Raw genomic sequence first — 18,898 nt, 5'->3', positions numbered from 1 at the left:
TTTTATTATACTTTTTCCCTGGGGAACTAAATATGGAAATGGCTAATATTTATCGGCAGGAAATCTTAATTATATCCACTTACAAGCTGTCCATGCCCCCCTGCTTTCTCACTCGCTGCTAGAAGTCCTTTCCATTATTGATTTCAAGAATTTCATTTATTACATATTGAATGCACTTCATATACACGCCAGCAGCAGCTTGACCGGAGGCATTATTCTCGACTAAGGCTTGCAGTATTTTCAGATTCGCTTGCAGCTCTGCTTTACTCCTATTCACAATGTGAGGTTTCCCCATTTTCACCTTATCCAATGGGAGCACACAGCAGCCAAGGGATTCGAAAACGTCAAAGTTTGCAGGGGTTTGCAGTCCCAACACAGCTTTAGTAAGTACTTGCCTATATTCGCTGGTCGCCTCTCTGTCCGAGTGGTTCCAGAGCTTGTCTCCGAACATGAATACTGCGCTTGGAAGAGTGCGCTCGTAATGGTTGTCCGGACCCCAGGTGCACATTTCTCCACCCAAGATCAAATGCTTCACCTCATCTGTAGATTCAGGCGTTGCATTGGGATTCCACTTCAGCAGCTTAGTCTCCTCAATATAATCATCCAAATAAGTTTCAGGATAGTAGGAATTCACGACTTGAAATCCCTCCTCCAGAAACCGCTGCATGCTGCCTGATGCCGGCCCTCGCCCTTTTTCAGCAACTCTCCAAAACTGAATCCGTATATCTCTCGGTAAAGGGGGGGATACCGTGCAGTCAATGCTGTCGTTCCACATCATCATTTTCTTTCCTAAACTCGTAATAATCTCATAGATCCTTCTGACAAAATAGTAGAAGAGTTCCCGATCCCCCCGCAGCCGCTCCCTTTCAGAAAGCTTGTTGCACAACTCGCAGTCATCCCATGTAGGCCATAATTTTAACCGTTTGTATACATCGGTGAATTCAAGTTCATCTGTACCGATATGAATATATTCCCCTGGAAAAATTTCAGTGAGCTCTTTAATCATATTCCCCATGATTTCATACGTTTTTTCACTACCCAGACATATGGCCCATCTGCTAGGATCAACATGCTTCGTTCTGCACTTTAATTCCTCCATACGGTCTATCAAAAACAAACTATGTGCTGGCATTTCAAGCTCAGGAATCACTTCAAGTCCGAACAGGGCTGCAAAATCTACAATTTCACGAAGCTCGTTCTTGGTATATTGACGTCTCTTTGTTTCATTTAATTGCGGATAAACATCGGATTGCATCGGGTTATGATCGGACTCTAGCAAATGAAGACGCAAAGTATTGTATTTAGCTTTAGCCATCTGCACAATTGTTATTTTTATTTCTTCAACAGGAACAAATTTTCTACCCAAATCAAGCATAAGCCCTCTATATTCGGAGTCGGGAAAATCAGTCATATTACAGGCTTTAAAAAAGTAACCTTTGTCATCCTTTTCTATTAATCCATACAAGGAGATGGCTGCATTCCTCGCACCAAGCTCATCTCCGTATGTGACTATAACCTTTTCATCGCGAAATTCAATATGATAGGCTTCTTTCTTAACAAACGAAGTGTCTGAATACATAAAACTTAGATTGCCGTTCACACCCGATTTAATAACAACATTAATCTCAGTTAATAGAATATTCAGTACAGTCAATGCCTTCTTACAGTATTGATCCCCAGCATCTGAATACGCTTCCATCTCGCTGTGAAGATAAATCTTCTCGTTAAACAACTGATTACTTTTAGGCTTCGGTAATATCATTAGTGAATGGCCTCACTCTCGAATGTATTTAACATTTATGATTCATGCAGCTATTTATTATTTTAATGGCGAGAAGGCATTTATGAATATAGATAAAATTTAAATTTCAGGATGAATAATGATAAAACTATCCTGCGGCTGAGCTTTTATTGAGGAAAATTGAGTATATTTAGATTGCAACAGGACCAAAAACAACGAGCGGAATTCCCATCTCATCCTTCACATTGACTACAGGGTTGAAGCCTGCTCCGTGCCAGAGTATAAGCAGATCATTTTCGGACGTTGGAGATTCAAATTGCAGCTTTACACCCATTCTGTCTTCCGTTAACAAAGCTGTAAATGGCACTTTGTCCGACCCCAATGTCACTTGGAAACCATAAGCATGGTTAATGGGTGCCAATTTACCATTGATCCCCTTAAAGGTAATTAGAAGCTCCGTACGCTCTTCATTCCAGATGTACGTATCCGGTCTAGGGCCTGATTGAGCGTTCTCCATACCATATGCCATATCTATTGCTCGCCACGCCATACGCTGCCCAACCCTTTTCAAGGAAGCTGCATCCAAGTGAACAGGGTCAGATAGAGTTGCGTCAATTGTTGGCACCATTGCTGCATGTTCAATTAAGGACTCCAATTCTAATTGATCCCGCTGAATTCTGTTCCACAATTTCCCACCTTCATCAAAGGTATGGTACACGGACAGTTGGGCGTAAATAAACGGCAGCTTCGAATCGCCTACGTCCTTCCGCAATTGGGTCACGAATGTCTTCATACGTTCTAGGTAAATATCCGCCTCCGTATTCGCCTCGCTTTCTCCTTGATACCAGAGCACCCCTTTCACACTGCCTCCAAGCTCACGAATCTTCCTGATCATGTCCCCATATAGTGATTGAGGCTCCGTCTCCAAGCGTGCTGGATCCCAATCGAGCATTGTCGATCCGCCTACTGCACTCATGATTAATCCAATAGGGACATTCGTATGACTCATGACTTCTTTGGCAAATGGAATTCCGAGCCCTGCACCCCGCGGTGCCTCCCAGTTCATTGCACCCTCCGTCCAGCCTAGAGGCTCAACAGCTTGTGACCATTGATCCCCCTCTCTGCTGTATAGACTGATCCCAACCTGCGGCTCCTCCATATCGATTAACTTACCCCAGCCCTGCATGTTCGATTGGCCGGCCAATACCCACAAGTCACCGACAAGGATCGGCTCTACACTTTTCGCTGCTAGCGTTTGATCTGACCTGACACGAATGTCCAGCCGGTGCTGTCCAATGGATACTCCTACAATCACACCCTCGAACGTTGTGCCATTTATATCTCCAATTGTCTGCCAGTCAGACGATTCTCCTTCCGTAATCGCCCGCGCTTCCACCTTACCTGCAATATCCGACTCTACTTGAATCTTGAATGAAATAGTTGCCTTATTATTCAGATCACGCTGATACACTTGATGTTCAATTGGTGCCTCGATATTCATCACATATTTCCCTTCTTCTAAAGGAAGTAATTGCTCTACTTTTACTTTTTCATTGGTACAGCTTGCTAGCCATACCATTACAATGACTAGAACCATACCTATAATAGGAACCTTCTTGGTAGGCTCCCATTTATCCATTTTCCATCTTTGCCTCATCTTTCTCTGCTTCCCTTCTAAAATGAAGATTAATAAGTATTAATCCATTATCGTTTTCTGTTTTATAACCCATCCCCTGTAGAAGTTTAGCCATAATTTGGGCTGTCTCACCATTGTCAACTGCCCATTTCACAGAGTTGGCATAGTAAGCCTTTTGACCGTTAGGAACGGTCACGAGTTCACCATAAGCTGCAATCTCATAGATTACGATTGCGTTCAGATCTTCTCCAACTGTAGTACTGTAAGCACGCTGACCTTAACCCTTCCTTCAACTTCTCCCTTCTATTGCACATGATAATGCTTTATAATAATATGCATAAGGCTGACGACACTCCCAATAGACTGGAGGAAGCATCTATGTCCTTTTTTGCAATGTCTCGACTGACCAGATTAGACGTCAAGTGGGCACGTAATCATGCAGGCAACAACCACCTTTTGAACAAGGAACATTCCAATCCCAACTACGAGATTATTATGGTTGCTGCAGGTCCGATCTACCTTCAAGTAGAGTCCAGGAAGATGGAGCTTAAGTCAGGTGATTTCCTTATCTTGAAACCGTGGGAACGACATCAGTCTTGGAAAACAACACACAGTGATGCGAACTTTTTCTGGGTTCAATTTACTGCTGATCCTTTGTTAGGTGAGAAGACCCTGCAGTTCGACGATAGTGAGCAGCATCTTCAGCCTCAGGATTTGCGAACAAATAATACGAATGCAGTGGATCAGATAATCCTTCCTCAGTTCTGTCAGAATATCAAACAATTCGAGCTTCTCTCCCTATTCGAGAAACTAATTCAAACCTTGTCCCACCCCAAAGGCTACTTCAGATTTCGCAGTTCGTTGCTCTTATCGCAAATTCTCGAAATGATAGCGAACAATCTGCTATCCAACAAGCAGCATCCCCTCTATATTCCGGACTCTTTCATCATTTACCGTAAACTCGTCGAATTGCTGGATGAGACATATCATGCGAATTTGGACAAAGAGGTAATCGAAGAATACATGGAGCGCACGTACGAATATTTGTGTCAAATATTCAAAAAATACTCTGGAACGACAATCGTAAAATATACAAATATGCTTCGAATTCAGAAAGCCAAATTCCTCATGCAGGATACAAGCAAGAGCATTAACCAGATCTCCGAAGAAGTGGGAGTTGTTGACTCATTATATTTCAGTAAATTGTTTAAAAAACTTGAAGGATGCAGTCCCTCTGAATTTCGTCAACAAAATGTTATTTTAGGAAAGTCGGAGGCTTCTGTCTAGCTTAGCGAATGAAATAAAGGGCGGAAAGTAATTGCCTATCCGCCCTTTTTAATTAATTTTTATTCAAAAGTGTTATCGTTCATTTCTGAGATTGTAACGCCTCATTACGACCAATGATGCAATCTGATTCTTTGTTAAGCGATCAGCTTCAAACTGGAAGGTCAGCGTTACCGACTTCGAGAAATTACCCGAGAAATTTTTCAATAGTTCAAATACTGGACTGACTAATACCTCTTGGTCAATTAATTGACCCACAGACAATAATTGTTCTATCGTAATTTGCAGTTCCTGTTCCACAGATAGCCGTTCCTTACGCAAACAAAGGCTTGCGAGTTTCTCAAAATCAACATCCGCCACAGTCGGAAAAAACGACTATAGAAGTAGTCCAACCTTCAACATCCACGCCTTAGTCGAAAAAACCGACTATAGACTACGATCTCAATGCCTACTCCCTTCCAGTCAATACAATCACGCAAGCCGTATAATATTGTTAACTCTTACGTTTGTATTTGTGCGAACGGCATCCAAAATGGACAAACAGACGATTGCCGTATTTCCTCCATCTGCTGCATCGCAGAACAAGGGTTTATCATGGATGATCGAATCTACGACGGATTCGAGCTCTTGCTTCAATATATCTATATTGTCGGTAACTTCCGGAAGCGTCATGCTCCCTCGAACGCCTTGAAGCATGAGACGATTGCCGATAACCGTCCCTTTGCTTCCGAATACTCTCAACCCCATGTAAGGATCGTTCTCACCCACGCTCGACCAGCAAGTGGACAATCTTCCGACGCAATCGTTATCAAAGCGGAAAATAGCCAAAGTCATATCATCGAAGCCGCATTCTGGATCGCTTAAGCCTTTGTTCGAAACGGCTTTAACCTCCACGATTTCGCCAACCAGCCATCGAACCGTATCGATTGCGTGCACCCCGAGCGTTACGACTCCGGGTGAATAACTCTGCTTTGCCCGATCCGACATTCCGGGAAATCTCATCTGATCGGTCATGTATTCGATTTCAATATTGTAAATGGTACCTAGCGTTCCCAGACTGATCAGCTCTTTGACGGTTTTCACGTAATTGCGGAACCTTACGACTTGTCCAACGGCAACCTTCTTGCCCGCATGGCGGGCAAGGGAGGCAACCTGATGGCATTCGTCGATGTTCAGCCCCATCGGTTTTTCGACAAATACGTGTTTCCCGGCGTTCAATGCGCTCAATGTCGTGCTTACGTGGGCTGAATCGACATTGTGGATCGAAACCATGTCCAGCTCTGGGCAAAGCCGAAGCATGTCCTCCACATGGGTATACCCTTTTGCGATATTCATCGTATCGCATAGTTCCTTGACCCTTTCCTCCCTCACGTCACAAATTGCTGCCACTTCAACTAACGGGTTTTGCAAATAATATTTGAGAGAGATCGTACCTATTCCGCCAAGACCGACGACACCGACTTTTAATTTATTCAATCCGTTCACTCTCCATTCTGATAAATTGTTTATTTGTCATTGCTGCAAACCATCTAGACCAATGCCTACGGGCCGGCCCGATTCGACAGACCGGTCGGCTGCCAGGCAAATCATATGACTTGTACAAGCCTTAGGAATACTGACAAACGATTCCTTGTCGTGCAAGATACAGTCTACCAGATGATCGATCTCTCCCTGAAACGGAAAATGATGAACGTCTGCGCTTCCTGGGAGCAACGTAGGAATCACAATTTCGTCCGTTTGTCCTTGAAAGAGATCCGCGTATAGCCGGTTGTCCCGCAAAGCCCCCTTCGTACCGAGCATATGGAGGTGAAAGGCATAAGGGATTTTGCTGTCTAAGCTGCAGGTAACCCGGCCTATCGCACCGTTATCGAATTTTACGATAGCCGCGACCGTGGAAGGGTATTCGAGACCACAATCCGTCTTGACGGCATATGCGCTCACTTCCGTCGGCAAAGCTCCGACTGCTAGCAACAATACATCGACCGCATGACACCCTGCTGCAAGCAACACGCTTCCCCCGAACTCTTTGCGGCGAATCCAATCAAATCCTCTGTACCAATCGCCAAGTCCTTGATAATAAGTCACCTCGGCCAAAAATGGACGGCCAATCAAATCGTTGTTCATGAGCCTTTCGACCATTTGAACATACGGATTCCATCGCAGTACGAAACCCGTAACGCTTTTGACCCCGGAAGCGAGCACCGCTTCCTTCACTTTAAATAAACCTTGTTCGGATAGCGCAATGGGCTTTTCCAGCAAAATATGTTTGCCTGCTTTGGCTGCCGCTATCGCCTGTTCCTCATGCAAGTGATGGGGCGTGCATATCGAGATAATGTCGATATCCGGATTTTCGACCATTTTGTAAAAATCGTCGTAAAGCGATGCGTCGTCCAACCGGAGGTTTTTCGCCCGCGCTTGCAGCCTTGGCATGTTTGTCCCGCACATCGCTGCCACCTGCATATGGGGGTTGTTTCGGTAAGCGTTAATATGTTCCTCGGCCACCCAGCCAATGCCGGCAATGCCTACTCTTAACATCGGTTTATCCCTCCGATCTAACGGTTTGTCTCGTTTCGCTGGATTCGCGGGCCATCAATACGGCGCGGGCCGACTTGATGCATTCATCCGCAGACAAGATTTGATGCTGCTGTCCCCGAATTCTGCGGATGAAATCCTGACAGACTTCGTCGAGTACCGGTGGGTTAACCGCGACCACATCATGGTTTTCATTGTGCGTGCAGTAAATGACTTCGCCCGATTTAGTCAACACTTCAATGGTGCCGTCCGAGCCGACAATGAGCATGCGGCAATCCCAAGAGGTGTTCGCAGGAGTCAGCCAATCAGCTTCAATATGGACCGTAATGTCTCTTTCCAGCACGAACAACGCCTGGGCAAAATCCACATAGTTCGCTTTATCGGCAAAAAAATTCGTCTGTATTTTCCGGGCCGTCACTTCTACCACATCTGCTTGACAGATCCATCGGGCCAGATCGATATCGTGAATCATGAGATCGACGATGAGGCCACCGTTCTTCTCCTTTAGAAACATCCATGGTTCCTCTCTCTGAATGGTAGCTTCATGCGGGCGCATCATTAAGCACCCTGCCACTTGACCGATTTTACCTGCATCAACGAGTTCTTTCGCTTTCATATATAAAGGGTTAAACCGCTCGGTCAGAAGAGTCGAGAATTGTCCTTGCGAGACAGCAACCTGGTCTTCAATCCGACGCAGGTCTTCTTCCGTAACCGCTATCGGTTTATCTGAAATGACGTTTTTACCCCGTTTCAAACATTCGATAATAGCGTCGGCTTTTTGATAATTGGGCAGGCAAACGATGACGGTGTCACATTCCTGTTCATCCAGCAAATGCAAATAATCGTCGTAAAAAGGGACTTGAAAACGATCGGATACAGCGCGCCAGTGGTGCTCGGTTTCTGCAATCGCGACGAGCTTGGTTCCTTCTGTCATTAAAAATTGCTCAATCGCATATTCCCCGTGTATACGCAAGCCGATTGCCACAAAGCGAATAGGTGTCATTTGGCTCTCCTCTTAATCATAGATTTACTTCGTCACTACCGTAGGTTGAAACACCACTTGGGTGTCGCTTTGTTCAGTTTTCAGTAGCTTGGCTTTCGCTTCGATTCTGCTCAGGAAAACTGCATACCCATGCGTTCCTTCGTGGTGGTGCCGTTCGATCCATTCTCGCCATTCGGCTAAGAGCTTATTTGTCTCCTCGATGATCTGTAGTTTCTGCCAGCCGGGAAAAACGGATTTCAACCATGACAGCCCGTAGGTGATATGTCCTGACTCATCTGCCCAGTCATAGTCGCAATCCTGCGCACCATCAAAATCGTGAACCGCGAACAATTCCTGCTTAAGCTTCGACTTGTGAAGCGGTCCTCTCTGCTCAAGCCCATGAAGCAAAAGTAACAGAGCTCCTATGCCTCTTTGGCGAAAAGTTCTCCAGTGATCGGGAACCATAGGATAATCGATGCCAATTTGCAAACCCATGGAAGCTAGCCGCGCTTCCCCCATCATGGCGTGCCGCATTTCGTCATAACACCGGGCGGCTTCGTAATAAAGATTCCAAGGCTTGTTGTCATACTCCCAAATCAAAGCCGCTGCCGTTTCACTAGCCCACACTTCATTAGCGTGATCAATCGCAACCCATATGCGATGTTCGATCCAATTATCTGGGAGTCTAGGGGGCACTTGCATGACAGCCGGCTCCCATGACTCGTCCCGGGCTCCCTCTTCGGGCAATTGATAGAGAGCGCGCGAGAGAAATGGAATGTATTTCTCCCCCGGATCGAGGTCCAATCCGTCGATTCCTCCGCTAGCGGCCAGGACGGAGTGGAGGAACGTCTCCCAACGAGTGTCCGCAAAAGCTTTGCCGGTCGAGGTGCGAATCGTTTCAAAATCAGTCTGTTGTTGCTCCAGCTCGTTTATGATCCGCTGCAAATAGAGATGGCTGGGGGCGTCATCCAATGGATCGCTGTTATGCATATAAGTTTTAAAAGCAGCGAGCAGCGCGGGTTTGATCACTCGATAAATACCGGCTACAAATTGTTCGTCGGTAGCGGCATTTGGAAGCTGATGAAGCAGTTTGATGAGATGGGCATCCGAATCTTCATCCACGTCAACGCGTGGATACCTTAAATCCAATGTGCGGGACCTTAGCATATCCGCATGCATCGCGTCGAGCCAGATGTGCCTCGCGAGCATCTTCCTGGTCTCCCAGCTTTTCATGCTCGGCAAGTACCCGGCCATGGCACGCATTGTTTCTTTGACGGCGCGATAATAACGGCGCATCATCTGGCTTGCCGTTTTGACATCCCGTAGAACAGTTTTCATTTTCGGTTTCCTCCTATACAATGTCAGCAAAGGAGAAGTCAATCTCTTTGGCAGCCCGGCTCCAGATTGGATGGTCTGGCAAACAAGAAAAAACCTCACTGCCTGAATACTCACAGAGGCCTTGTTACCGGTTTGGCGTTCCTTGCGCTGCCAGCCAGCAGAATCAATTTCACGGAGTCCCCATTTCCAGGTGTCCCAAGTACAGAAGCAACGTCAAATACCTATAGGTACACCTTCGAGTTCGCTTTAAGATTATCCCCAGTAATACTGTCAAGTCGCAGCTGCTTTAGCGTACCTGCCCAATCCGCTCGATTGCACTTAGCGAAGGTAAAACGGCTAAATCAGTCATATTTTTATCGATCTGGATTACCATTGATTTGTCTTCGGAGAAATCAGGCTTATCCGTAGGTGTCCAGTAAATTTGAGATTTGGAAACATTAGACGTATTCCAAAGTTTGATACTTATAGAGCCTGTTCAAAAAGCTCATAAAATTGAACAAAAAACAAAAATGCACCGAATCGAAGAATGGTAAAATGGAGGTATCCCTACAACCAAAATTACCTATCTGCGAGGTGCATTTTCATGGACTTACAGCTTGAACTGCTGCCCTACCACTACTATAACACACTCGGATTTGATGCGGAACTCATCGATTACATCGATCATGTGGATGACACCATCGTGCTTGAAAAGATCGCTCCGCTGTACAAGGATGGCGGGCGTCCTCCAATTGATTCAAGAATCTGTTTTTGGATGCATTATCTGTACTTTACACGTCCTGAGATTTCCTCTTTTCGAGAACTGGTAAGGCAATTAAAAGAACCAAAAAATCAAGCATGGCGCAACTTTATCGGTGTCCCTATTATCGAAAAGGTGCCAGTACACAGCAGTCTGAGCACCTTCCGAACCAAGGTTAGTTCCGAATTGTTTTATGCCATTCTTTTCGACCTCATTGCTCAGGCATTGAAACTAAAGGACTTTCTACTGCCGACGCTTACGGGCATCGATTCCAGACCGATCTGGGCCAACGTCAACGGATACAGGCACAAGCGCTGCTCTTGCCCAAATCAGCACAAGTGCTCTTGTGAGAAGACCTACTCCGATCCGGATGCCATCTGCGGTGTGCAACGGACGAAGGCGAACCAGAACAAGTTTTTCATCGGCTACCGCAAACACTCCATCGTCTGTCCCAGTCCGAAAGGTCCGATCGTTTTGTTCTCGATCATCCTACCCAATGATACAGCGGACGTCAAAGTGATGTTGCCGCTCATTGAAATGATGAAGAAGATCGAAGGACTGAAGGTCGACTACCTGGTGGCCGATTTGGGTTATTTTGACGCCGACGATCAGAAGGAAGCGCTCCTGAAGCACGATGTGGCGGTCGTGACAGAAATCAAGAAAAACACCGTCATTCCTGAACACTGCTCCCCCGAAGGAAACCCGGAATGGAAGCAAGGTCACGCCCTTGTGTTCGATGAATTCGATAAGGATACACACACCGCTTGGTTTCGCGGAGACGATGAGAGATGCGCCGCCTGTCCGCTGCAAGGTCTTTGCGAGAAGCAGTTTGGCTATTCCTTCACGGAAAACCCGTTTTTCTACGGCCCTGTACCGCAAGGAAGCGTCCTGCAAGAGCACATGCTAAATTTCCGTAAGCAGGTGGAACTGGCTTTTGCGCAAGAGTCCAATCAACTGACTTCCATCATGAAGCACAAGAAAGTGCCGGTCCGTACAACCGAACGCGTCGAGAAATGGTTCATTCTGCGAGATACATTTCGATTAATTGAGCGAATAATTGCACATATTCGGCAGACGATTCTGCCTCCGAATCATGTGTCAACCATCAAAAAGCTGCAAGAGATTCAAGTGGAGCAATTGTCGCTGCCTCTGGCAGGTTAAAACGATTCCTACCACAACTTCAAAAAAAGAAAATCACCACCCAAGGGATACGTTTGTCCAAATCCGGCTCCGAAAAGCGGATTTTTCTAAGCATGACCCCCTCACAAACTCGAGCCCTTTCATTTCCAATTACGGATCCCTTGTTGGTTGGTTATGCCGGTCAACTTCAGACTTAGATGATACTTTTTGAACAGGCTCTTATAGCCTTATTTGTACTCAGATCGACATTAAGATTATCCGGAGTAAAGAGAAGCGGAATTCCTCCGTCCAAGTCATTATTCACTGTAATCTTCAATACTCCTGCGGAATTATAAGAAACTTCATTTCTATCTCACGCGGAAACTGTAACGACTTTCCTTAGGGTTGTCACCTGTCATGAAAGTCCGTTCCTGCTCCCCTAAAGTCGATAGGAATTCTGAACTGGGGGCCTCCACCCGTCCACACTCGCGCATAAAGGGCGGAACATAACCCGTAATCATGACATATCGTGTCCTCTCCGAAAGGATCGGAGTTACCGAGTGAATCAGCGCCTCCGTGAAGAACATTACGCTGCCCGCCTTTCCCTTAGCCTGATGAACCATCCATGGTTCGAGTTCTGGAACGATCCCGGCTATGGAGTCGGTGCGATGGCTTCCAGGAATTACGCTTGTACCCCCATCATCAGGGCCAATGTCCGTAAGGAAGACGATCGCTTTAATCCACAAATAGTGACTTCTGCCCGCAACTGCATAATTAGAGAAATCCGGACTCATTCCCCGATGCCACGCTAGATTTCGAATATTGGTTGCCTCGTCGTTGGGGTTTCGACGATTGATAGAACATTCCTGTTCCTCATAGCGAACCGGTCCTCCCACGATATCTTCAACGTAGGACATGATCTTGGGGTACATAGCAATCTCCAAGAATTTTGGATCATATTCGATGCACGGACTGAATTTTGAAAAATAGGGGGTGCCTTCGACCTTCCGAGTTTTCCCATTCGGCGACGGATCTTCACGCGATACGAGCGGCAGTTCCCGATTCATGCTGTCCATAGCTTGGCGGACCCTCTCCACGAGATCCAAATCCACAAGATTCGGTACGATTACATATCCATAGGTATCCATGAGAAATTTCTCTTTCGTATTTAACACAAGCACATCTCCCTTTTAGTTGAAATGATCATGATTAATTGAGTTAATTCACTTCTTCGGCAATGACCATTACGACGTCTCCCTGCCGCGTTGAAGCTCGAAAGCGGCGCTGCAGCACATAGCCGTCACGGTCTGCTTTGATGATATAGCCGGGTTTCGTGATTTGCTCAAAATCATGTATGCACGTCACCGGATCGCCTTTACGGACATAAGCTCCGATGGGGACAAGCGGTTCTGAAATACCCGACGTCGGAGCCGTCATCCATGTGTCTATATCCGTGTTCTTAACCAATATGGTTCTGTCATGGGTAGGGGGGAGAAGAGATATCACTTCTCCGGGCAGCATTTTATGCAGTTTCATCACATTATTTAAACCGTCATAGGCCCATCTCACCCCGTCCAAATCGGTCGAGGCCCCGTATCCGAGCTCAGTTCCAATGGTGACAATGCCCATTTTCTCCGCTTCTTCCGTTAAGAGTCCGCTTCCCATATCGCTGGTATAGATCATCGTAAAAGGAGTTCCGAACGCTGACGCAGTTTCAACCGACTGCCTGTACATTGAAGGATCTTGTATCTCATGGAAACTCGTGCAGCGTATCGTTTCCATCGTCTCACCCGCCGAGTGGATATCCACCACGATAGTTGAACGGGACAATACCTCATCCGTAATAAAGCGGGCAATACGGGATGTGATCGTTCCTTTGGCATCCCCCGGGAAGGCTCTATTCATATTCATCCCATCTAGTGAGGATACCCTTGTCCCTGCCTTAAATGCCGGCACATTAAGAACCGGTATAATAATCACGCGACCGCTCATGTTGCTGAAATCAAGGTTTTCGATCAACTTCTTGGCGGCTACAGGACCTTCATATTCATCCCCATGCGTACCTCCAATGACCGTTAATGTTTTCCCTGGTTTAATACCGCAAATCACGCATAGTGGAATACGCACACGTGCCCACTCACCGTCATAGGTCATAGGAATATGATAATTCCGCTTTCCCTCACTGTCCCAATCGATTTTTGAGATAGCTGTAACGTTTACTATCATCTCAATTTCCCCTTGAATGGATAATTCTATTTCGCAAATGTCAATGTCTTGGCAACAATTCTTTCTACTGGAGGTTCTTCAGATTGAAAGGATCCAAGCGAAATTAATATAACGTGCTGTTCCAGTTTGCTGCTCTGGTCAGATCTAAGTTATATAGTTGATATCCGTCCATATTTATACCTATATCTGATACCCCCCATCGTTATTAACCTTTATTTCTAAAGCGCCCGTAGAAGTGTCAGAGGTGGAGAGCAACAACTCTCCACCTCTAGATCACACAGTGTTAATTATTGAAGCTCTTTTTCTTTCTTAATAAGAATAGTGCCGCCGCCGCGATCATGACAATTAAGAAATACATCCCCGTTCCATTATCGCCTGTCTTTGGATTACTGGCCGTAGTTGCTCCCGCATCTCCGGTTTCCGTATTGCTGTTAGTATCGACACTGTTGCTCGCTGCCGGGGTACTGCCTGTATCTTCACCGCTGCTTGCTGCTGGAGTGCTGCTGCTTTCGGGCGTAGAGGCAATTTCGATAGACTCAATAAATACCTTCGCGCCTTTGGGATTGCTATCGCTGGCCAGTGAATCAAGTCGTAACCCCTTTAAAGTACCTTTCCACGCTTTTTGATCACTGAGATCAAAGACGATTTCTTGAAAGTCGGACATTTTTGTTCCGATTTCAATTGCTAGCGCCTTCGATTCATCGTAGGTTTTGTCATCCGTAGTTGTCCAATAGATCTTAGACGATGACACAGTAGACTCATTACGAAGCTTAACGATCACATATTTGTTTTTATTGATATCCAGCTTAAGATTATCCGGCAAGAAGAATATAGGAATTCCCCCAGCTACGTCGGTTTTCTCAACAGTGATTTCCAATATACCTTTGTTAATTTTGAAATTGGAATTATAAGCGCTATACGTGTACCCCGCTTCATCTAACCCTTTATCAAACTTGAACACTTTACCTGAGGCAGCACTTACAGAAGACACTGCAATTACAAATAGGAATAACGCTGTAATAAGAATACGTATTGATTTCATAATCTCACCTCTCTAGTTTTATAAGCAAACGAGTTACTGTACCACCCTTAACAAGATCATTTGTTGCTTGTCACTGCCATCGACCACCTACTCTTCATGGAGATGAATATTAACTAAGTCCGACAACCCCATTAAACTATAATTTGATATTAGCTGAACATGGAATTAGTTATTATTTAGAGGGTTTATTTCTTAAATTAATCAGAGCAGTCTGGCATGAATAACCAATCTTGCATTATCAAACTCATAGCTGCATGTAGACAAGGTTAGAATTCGATCTTGATCAACTAACGTAATCTCAGAAGGATGCATGGACTTGGAATGTATCTTGTTTAAGAAAGTCGCGTATTGCTCATTTGTTTTAAAGGTCGGCTGGATGTAGTAAAATTCGGTGCTTGTTACATAGACGGAGAAAACTTCCCACTCATAATGACCGGTTGGGGTATCATACATGATGATTCGATGTTTATTAAAAAAGTCCAGATCTTTGTAGTTTTGCAATGCTTTGAACATCGTTCCATTCTTCATATGATGACCATACACAATTGTATTGGCATCCTGGAGCTCAGGATCATTCCGATAATCCATGAAGATGGCTCCTGAGACATTTTTTATCTTCTCGAACGTATGCTTCAAGTAATACTCATTGTCTTCACCCTGTACAATAGGGTAGTCAATCTCTGTATCAGGTATCTGTATCCAGCCTACAATATCCTCATTGATTTCCTTCAATTGGGCAAACCGTTCAGTTTGTGCAAGCTTCTGCGATTGCTTTGAATGCTCCAGATCTGCGGAGTCGGTCTTGTTAATGGGTTTACTGCCGGCGTTGTATAACGTGCGATCCACGACTATATCCTGCTTATAGGGAGGGACAGCCTGTTGTTGGTAATATAATTCTTGAATGTCATTCAACGCTCGGCGGTTTTCCATGCTATTGTGCCAGTAGGTTGCAAGCTGATACAGACTGAACACAAGTAAGGCAACGAGCATAATTCGCAATAACGTGACCATCCGTATCCATTCCGTTCCCCGGGGCATCTTTATACGCTCCCATTTCACTCTCCATTTCACACCAGTTAACCCGCCCTTCTCCTTAATATTTAAGACTTTATACTCGCTACCGCTTTGTACATTCATGTAGATGCAGCTATTTATATTTATCAAACTACACTTACGTTTTAATAACCATGATAGCAATTAAGCTTATCACTTAATTAATCTTAAATTTTTCTATTGTGAGATCAGCAGCGGCCCTTCCTCTGCGTGTTGCAACACAGAGCGCACTATAGCTTCTGCTGACTTCTGTACGCTCAGCCTACTTTCACAAGCAGGGTTACGGAGATTGCTCCGCATTCCGTACAGATCTCCCAAGGTAAGAACGCTATCTTTCCCTCCATCTATTCACCTCATTTACTCCCATTCGCCTTGGAGTATAGACTTTGACTTGTTTGGCAGCCTCATCTGACGAACGTTAGCCTTATATGAGGTTCGTGTTCCTCGAACTGGAGGTTTGCCGCCGACTTCCTTCAGATTCGACCTCACGGTCGACTCCCTTGTCTTAAGCTAATGACTACTACCGCCTTCGTCACTCGGGACTTACACCCTATAGATAACGCCCATGCTCGGCGACACAAAAAAGAGGTTAACCAGATTCAACTGGTCAACCTCTTAACCTCATCTATCCATCAACTTATAAGTGCCATTAAGCTGCGAAACTCTAACTGTTCGAACTTATTCATAACCTGTGCTCGATTAATCTCCCAACCGCAGTTTGTAAATTCGATCTCTACTGGCACATCACAGCGAATGGTCGCTAATTCTCGTGACATATGCAGCATATCAAGATCTGCTTCAATCTTGGCGCGTATCGTCTTCGACAGACTATCGAGATTGGCCAATACACCATCCACCGAACCATGCTCCTGAATAAGCTTGTACGCTGTTTTCTCGCCAATTCCTCGAACCCCAGGATAATTATCACTCGTATCACCCATTAGACCTTTTACGCAAATGACCTGCTGTGGAGTCAGCTGACGTTCCTCGTGTAAGAACTGTGGCGTGTATTCGGCATAATTGCCCTGCCCCTTCTTCATGATGACAACCGTAATTCGATCATCAACTAGTTGAAGTAAATCATGATCACCGGACAGTACATATACATGAGCTTCATTGCTGTGCCGCTTTGCAAGCGTTCCAATGCAGTCATCTGCTTCATATCCAACCAGTCCAATATTCGGGACTCCAAAGCTTTCCATAACCTCTTTTATCAAATCAAACTGTGGAACAAGATCCTCTGGTGCTGATGGGCGGTTGGCCTTATAACCGTCATACTGCGCTGTGCGGAATGTCGTGCTGCCCATATCCCAGCAGCAAACGACATGAGTCGGTCCGAACCGCTGAACAGCATCCATGAAATATTTGATAAATCCATAAATTGCGTTAACGGGTACGCCTTCACTTGTCCGCCTTACGCTACCACCATAAGAGTTTGCAAAAAAAGCACGAAATAATAAAGCCATTCCATCGACAAGTAACAACTTATTCTGGTTCTCTTCTTCTATCATCTATCATCATTCCCTTTACATATTCATAGTTGTAGCAGCACAGCATACGCAATCGATTCTATTCACCACGAATGAATCTGCCAATCCGCCGAGCTGCCTCGATCAGACGCTGCTCATTCTCCACTAATGCGATTCGCACATAGCCTTCGCCTTCCATTCCAAAGGCATCTCCTGGAATAACAGCAACTCCAGCTCGATTTAACATTTCCCGGGAAATTCGACGAGAATTCCATGGATCCGACAGACTCCATGTCATCGGAGGCAATTGCGCCCAGACAAACATCGTAGCTTTTGGACTAGCTATATCCCAGCCTTCTTGATGAAGTGCATGTAGTAAAGCATCACGACGTCTTTCATAAAGAAGACCGACTGATGGATGTTGACCAGACATGTCCTGCTTTAAGGCTTCAATACCTGCTTCCTGAACTGGAAGAAAAATTCCATAATCAATATTGGCCTTGAGCGCTCCTAGTGCTGACACTGCATGCTGATTGCCCGCGAGAAACCCGATGCGACAGCCAGCCATGTTGAAGCTTTTGGATAAGGAATGAAATTCAACAGCGATCTCAACAGCACCTTCAACCTGCAAAATGCTTGGTGGGCGATAGCCATCGAACGCCATCTCAGAATAAGCCAAATCATGAACGATTAGAACATTATGCTGCTTGGCTATGGCAACAGCCTTAGAGAAAAAGGATAGATCAGCAACTGCTGAGACAGGGTTGCTTGGATAATTTAGCAGCATAAATTTGGCCTTACTCCAGACTTCGTCCGGAATTGCCGTGAAGTCCGGCAGGAATCCATTCTCTGCGCGCAGCGGCATATAATAGGGCTCTACACCTGCTAAGGCAAGTCCTGCTGCATAGACCGGATAACCAGGATCCGGCACAAGTGCGATATCCCCAGGATTACATAATGCGAGTGCCAAATGACCAAGTCCATCCTGAGAACCCATTAACGATAGCAGCTCTAATTCAGGATCCACTTGGATATCGAACCTGTATTTGAGCCATTCCGCTGCTTGCTGAAGAAATCCTTTGCTTCCTTTTGATCCAGGATAAGCATATGCGGTATCTCGAAGTACAGCTTCACTTAACGAGCGTTTTATCGATTCCGATGGCGGCAAATCTGGGCTGCCAATGCTTAGATCAATCACATCAAGTCCCTGCTGCTGTGCTTCCCTCTTCCACTCCGCTACTTCACTAAAGATAGACGATCCAAGCTTCGAAAGTCTATCGGCGCGCCATGCTTTTGTTGTCACGCTTGTAACTCCTTCCACTTGCTTATTGGCCCCATACGTTGTCGTATTCATCATCTTTGAAGCCAACTGTGACCTGCTTGCCATCCGTGACAACCGGACGTTTGATTAATCTGCCGTTTGATGCGAGCAGCGCAATTTTCTCTGCGTCAGACATGCCAGGCAATACGTCCTTTAAGCCCATTTCTTTATAGACTTCACCAGAAGTATTAAAGAACTTCTTAATATCTAAGCCGCTGCGTGTGATCAAGTCTGCAAGGACTTCAACAGATGGGGCCGTTTCAAAGACGTTATGCGTTTCAAGCTCATATCCCTTTGACTTCAAGGATTTGATTGCACTGCGGCATGTTCCGCATTTGGGGTATTCATAAATGGTTAGTTTTTTCATTGTGAAGCTCCAATCGTATTTATCTGCCATACCTCATTATCTGCCATAC

General features: G+C 45.5%; 17 protein-coding genes. 2 read left to right on the top strand and 15 right to left on the bottom strand.

Going from position 1 to position 18,898, the window contains the following annotated elements:
- Positions 1-118: 118 nt before the first annotated feature.
- The 3 genes from EKN16_RS31380 to EKN16_RS31370 all read right to left on the bottom strand — a co-directional run bounded on the left by EKN16_RS31380 (position 119) and on the right by EKN16_RS31370 (position 3,531).
- Entirely contained in the window at positions 119-1,762 is a 1,644-nt protein-coding gene (locus EKN16_RS31380; protein ID WP_125665503.1) for a family 20 glycosylhydrolase, read from the bottom strand.
- A gap of 169 nt (positions 1,763-1,931) precedes the next feature.
- On the bottom strand, positions 1,932-3,380 hold the full coding sequence (locus tag EKN16_RS31375) for a sialate O-acetylesterase (RefSeq protein WP_164523073.1): 1,449 nt from the start codon (positions 3,378-3,380) through the stop codon (positions 1,932-1,934).
- Complete coding sequence (locus EKN16_RS31370; RefSeq protein WP_232016122.1) at positions 3,373-3,531, bottom strand: hypothetical protein; 159 nt, start codon at positions 3,529-3,531, stop codon at positions 3,373-3,375. The genes EKN16_RS31375 and EKN16_RS31370 overlap by 8 nt, the downstream gene beginning before the upstream one ends.
- Before the next feature lie 224 nt (positions 3,532-3,755).
- Between EKN16_RS31370 and EKN16_RS31365 the strand changes: the two genes are divergently transcribed.
- Complete coding sequence (locus tag EKN16_RS31365) at positions 3,756-4,664, top strand: AraC family transcriptional regulator (protein WP_164523072.1); 909 nt, start codon at positions 3,756-3,758, stop codon at positions 4,662-4,664.
- Positions 4,665-4,736: 72 nt separating this feature from the next.
- On the opposite strand, the gene EKN16_RS31360 is transcribed toward EKN16_RS31365, so the two are convergent.
- The 5 genes from EKN16_RS31360 to EKN16_RS31340 all read right to left on the bottom strand — a co-directional run bounded on the left by EKN16_RS31360 (position 4,737) and on the right by EKN16_RS31340 (position 9,513).
- On the bottom strand, positions 4,737-5,021 hold the full coding sequence (locus tag EKN16_RS31360; RefSeq protein WP_164523071.1) for a hypothetical protein: 285 nt from the start codon (positions 5,019-5,021) through the stop codon (positions 4,737-4,739).
- 111 nt (positions 5,022-5,132) lie between these two features.
- Positions 5,133-6,137, bottom strand: coding sequence for a Gfo/Idh/MocA family protein (locus EKN16_RS31355; protein ID WP_125665493.1), 1,005 nt, complete (start codon positions 6,135-6,137; stop codon positions 5,133-5,135).
- 36 nt (positions 6,138-6,173) lie between these two features.
- Entirely contained in the window at positions 6,174-7,196 is a 1,023-nt protein-coding gene (locus EKN16_RS31350; RefSeq protein ID WP_125665491.1) for a Gfo/Idh/MocA family protein, read from the bottom strand.
- A gap of 4 nt (positions 7,197-7,200) precedes the next feature.
- Complete coding sequence (locus tag EKN16_RS31345; RefSeq protein ID WP_125665489.1) at positions 7,201-8,196, bottom strand: Gfo/Idh/MocA family protein; 996 nt, start codon at positions 8,194-8,196, stop codon at positions 7,201-7,203.
- Between the two features lie 24 nt (positions 8,197-8,220).
- Positions 8,221-9,513 (bottom strand): hypothetical protein, encoded by a 1,293-nt coding sequence (locus tag EKN16_RS31340; RefSeq protein WP_232016121.1) that lies wholly within the window; start codon positions 9,511-9,513, stop codon positions 8,221-8,223.
- 583 nt (positions 9,514-10,096) lie between these two features.
- Between EKN16_RS31340 and EKN16_RS31335 the strand changes: the two genes are divergently transcribed.
- Positions 10,097-11,413, top strand: coding sequence for a transposase (locus tag EKN16_RS31335; RefSeq protein WP_164523070.1), 1,317 nt, complete (start codon positions 10,097-10,099; stop codon positions 11,411-11,413).
- A gap of 326 nt (positions 11,414-11,739) precedes the next feature.
- Here EKN16_RS31335 and EKN16_RS31330 read toward each other — a convergent pair whose 3' ends face one another.
- The 7 genes from EKN16_RS31330 to EKN16_RS31295 all read right to left on the bottom strand — a co-directional run bounded on the left by EKN16_RS31330 (position 11,740) and on the right by EKN16_RS31295 (position 18,849).
- The gene (locus EKN16_RS31330; protein ID WP_125665483.1) at positions 11,740-12,546 is read right to left on the bottom strand and encodes a phytanoyl-CoA dioxygenase family protein; all 807 of its coding nucleotides are present in this window, start codon (positions 12,544-12,546) and stop codon (positions 11,740-11,742) included.
- Positions 12,547-12,589: 43 nt separating this feature from the next.
- Positions 12,590-13,597, bottom strand: coding sequence for a succinylglutamate desuccinylase/aspartoacylase family protein (locus EKN16_RS31325; protein WP_125665481.1), 1,008 nt, complete (start codon positions 13,595-13,597; stop codon positions 12,590-12,592).
- Between the two features lie 283 nt (positions 13,598-13,880).
- A complete protein-coding gene (locus tag EKN16_RS31320) occupies positions 13,881-14,639 on the bottom strand; it encodes an LPXTG cell wall anchor domain-containing protein (protein WP_125665479.1) in 759 nt (252 codons plus the stop codon).
- Positions 14,640-14,840: 201 nt separating this feature from the next.
- A complete protein-coding gene (srtB, locus tag EKN16_RS31315; RefSeq protein WP_125665477.1) occupies positions 14,841-15,776 on the bottom strand; it encodes a class B sortase in 936 nt (311 codons plus the stop codon).
- Positions 15,777-16,324: 548 nt separating this feature from the next.
- Positions 16,325-17,203: a 5'-3' exonuclease gene (locus EKN16_RS31305; protein WP_125665475.1), complete on the bottom strand. Its 879-nt coding sequence runs from the start codon at positions 17,201-17,203 to the stop codon at positions 16,325-16,327.
- A 58-nt stretch (positions 17,204-17,261) separates the two neighbouring features.
- Positions 17,262-18,515, bottom strand: coding sequence for an aminotransferase class I/II-fold pyridoxal phosphate-dependent enzyme (locus EKN16_RS31300; protein WP_125666869.1), 1,254 nt, complete (start codon positions 18,513-18,515; stop codon positions 17,262-17,264).
- A complete protein-coding gene (locus EKN16_RS31295) occupies positions 18,487-18,849 on the bottom strand; it encodes an arsenate reductase family protein (RefSeq protein ID WP_125665473.1) in 363 nt (120 codons plus the stop codon). The genes EKN16_RS31300 and EKN16_RS31295 overlap by 29 nt, the downstream gene beginning before the upstream one ends.
- Between the last annotated feature and the right edge of the window lie 49 nt (positions 18,850-18,898).

It is taken from the genome of Paenibacillus baekrokdamisoli (assembly GCF_003945345.1).
Classification (GTDB): domain Bacteria; phylum Bacillota; class Bacilli; order Paenibacillales; family Paenibacillaceae; genus Paenibacillus_Z; species Paenibacillus_Z baekrokdamisoli.
The sequence above is the reverse complement of the archived record's forward strand: the minus strand, read 5'-3'. Positions and strand labels throughout refer to the sequence as shown.

Coding starts and splice junctions, on each gene's coding strand:
- EKN16_RS31340 (WP_232016121.1), bottom strand. CDS start 9,513: ATGAAAACTGTTCTACGGGATGTCAAAACGGCAAGCCAGATGATGCGC.
- EKN16_RS31320 (WP_125665479.1), bottom strand. CDS start 14,639: ATGAAATCAATACGTATTCTTATTACAGCGTTATTCCTATTTGTAATT.
- EKN16_RS31365 (WP_164523072.1), top strand. CDS start 3,756: ATGTCCTTTTTTGCAATGTCTCGACTGACCAGATTAGACGTCAAGTGG.
- EKN16_RS31375 (WP_164523073.1), bottom strand. CDS start 3,380: ATGGATAAATGGGAGCCTACCAAGAAGGTTCCTATTATAGGTATGGTT.
- EKN16_RS31380 (WP_125665503.1), bottom strand. CDS start 1,762: ATGATATTACCGAAGCCTAAAAGTAATCAGTTGTTTAACGAGAAGATT.
- EKN16_RS31305 (WP_125665475.1), bottom strand. CDS start 17,203: ATGATAGAAGAAGAGAACCAGAATAAGTTGTTACTTGTCGATGGAATG.
- EKN16_RS31350 (WP_125665491.1), bottom strand. CDS start 7,196: ATGTTAAGAGTAGGCATTGCCGGCATTGGCTGGGTGGCCGAGGAACAT.
- srtB (WP_125665477.1), bottom strand. CDS start 15,776: ATGAATGTACAAAGCGGTAGCGAGTATAAAGTCTTAAATATTAAGGAG.
- EKN16_RS31300 (WP_125666869.1), bottom strand. CDS start 18,515: ATGAATACGACAACGTATGGGGCCAATAAGCAAGTGGAAGGAGTTACA.
- EKN16_RS31295 (WP_125665473.1), bottom strand. CDS start 18,849: ATGAAAAAACTAACCATTTATGAATACCCCAAATGCGGAACATGCCGC.
- EKN16_RS31335 (WP_164523070.1), top strand. CDS start 10,097: ATGGACTTACAGCTTGAACTGCTGCCCTACCACTACTATAACACACTC.
- EKN16_RS31345 (WP_125665489.1), bottom strand. CDS start 8,196: ATGACACCTATTCGCTTTGTGGCAATCGGCTTGCGTATACACGGGGAA.
- EKN16_RS31325 (WP_125665481.1), bottom strand. CDS start 13,597: ATGATAGTAAACGTTACAGCTATCTCAAAAATCGATTGGGACAGTGAG.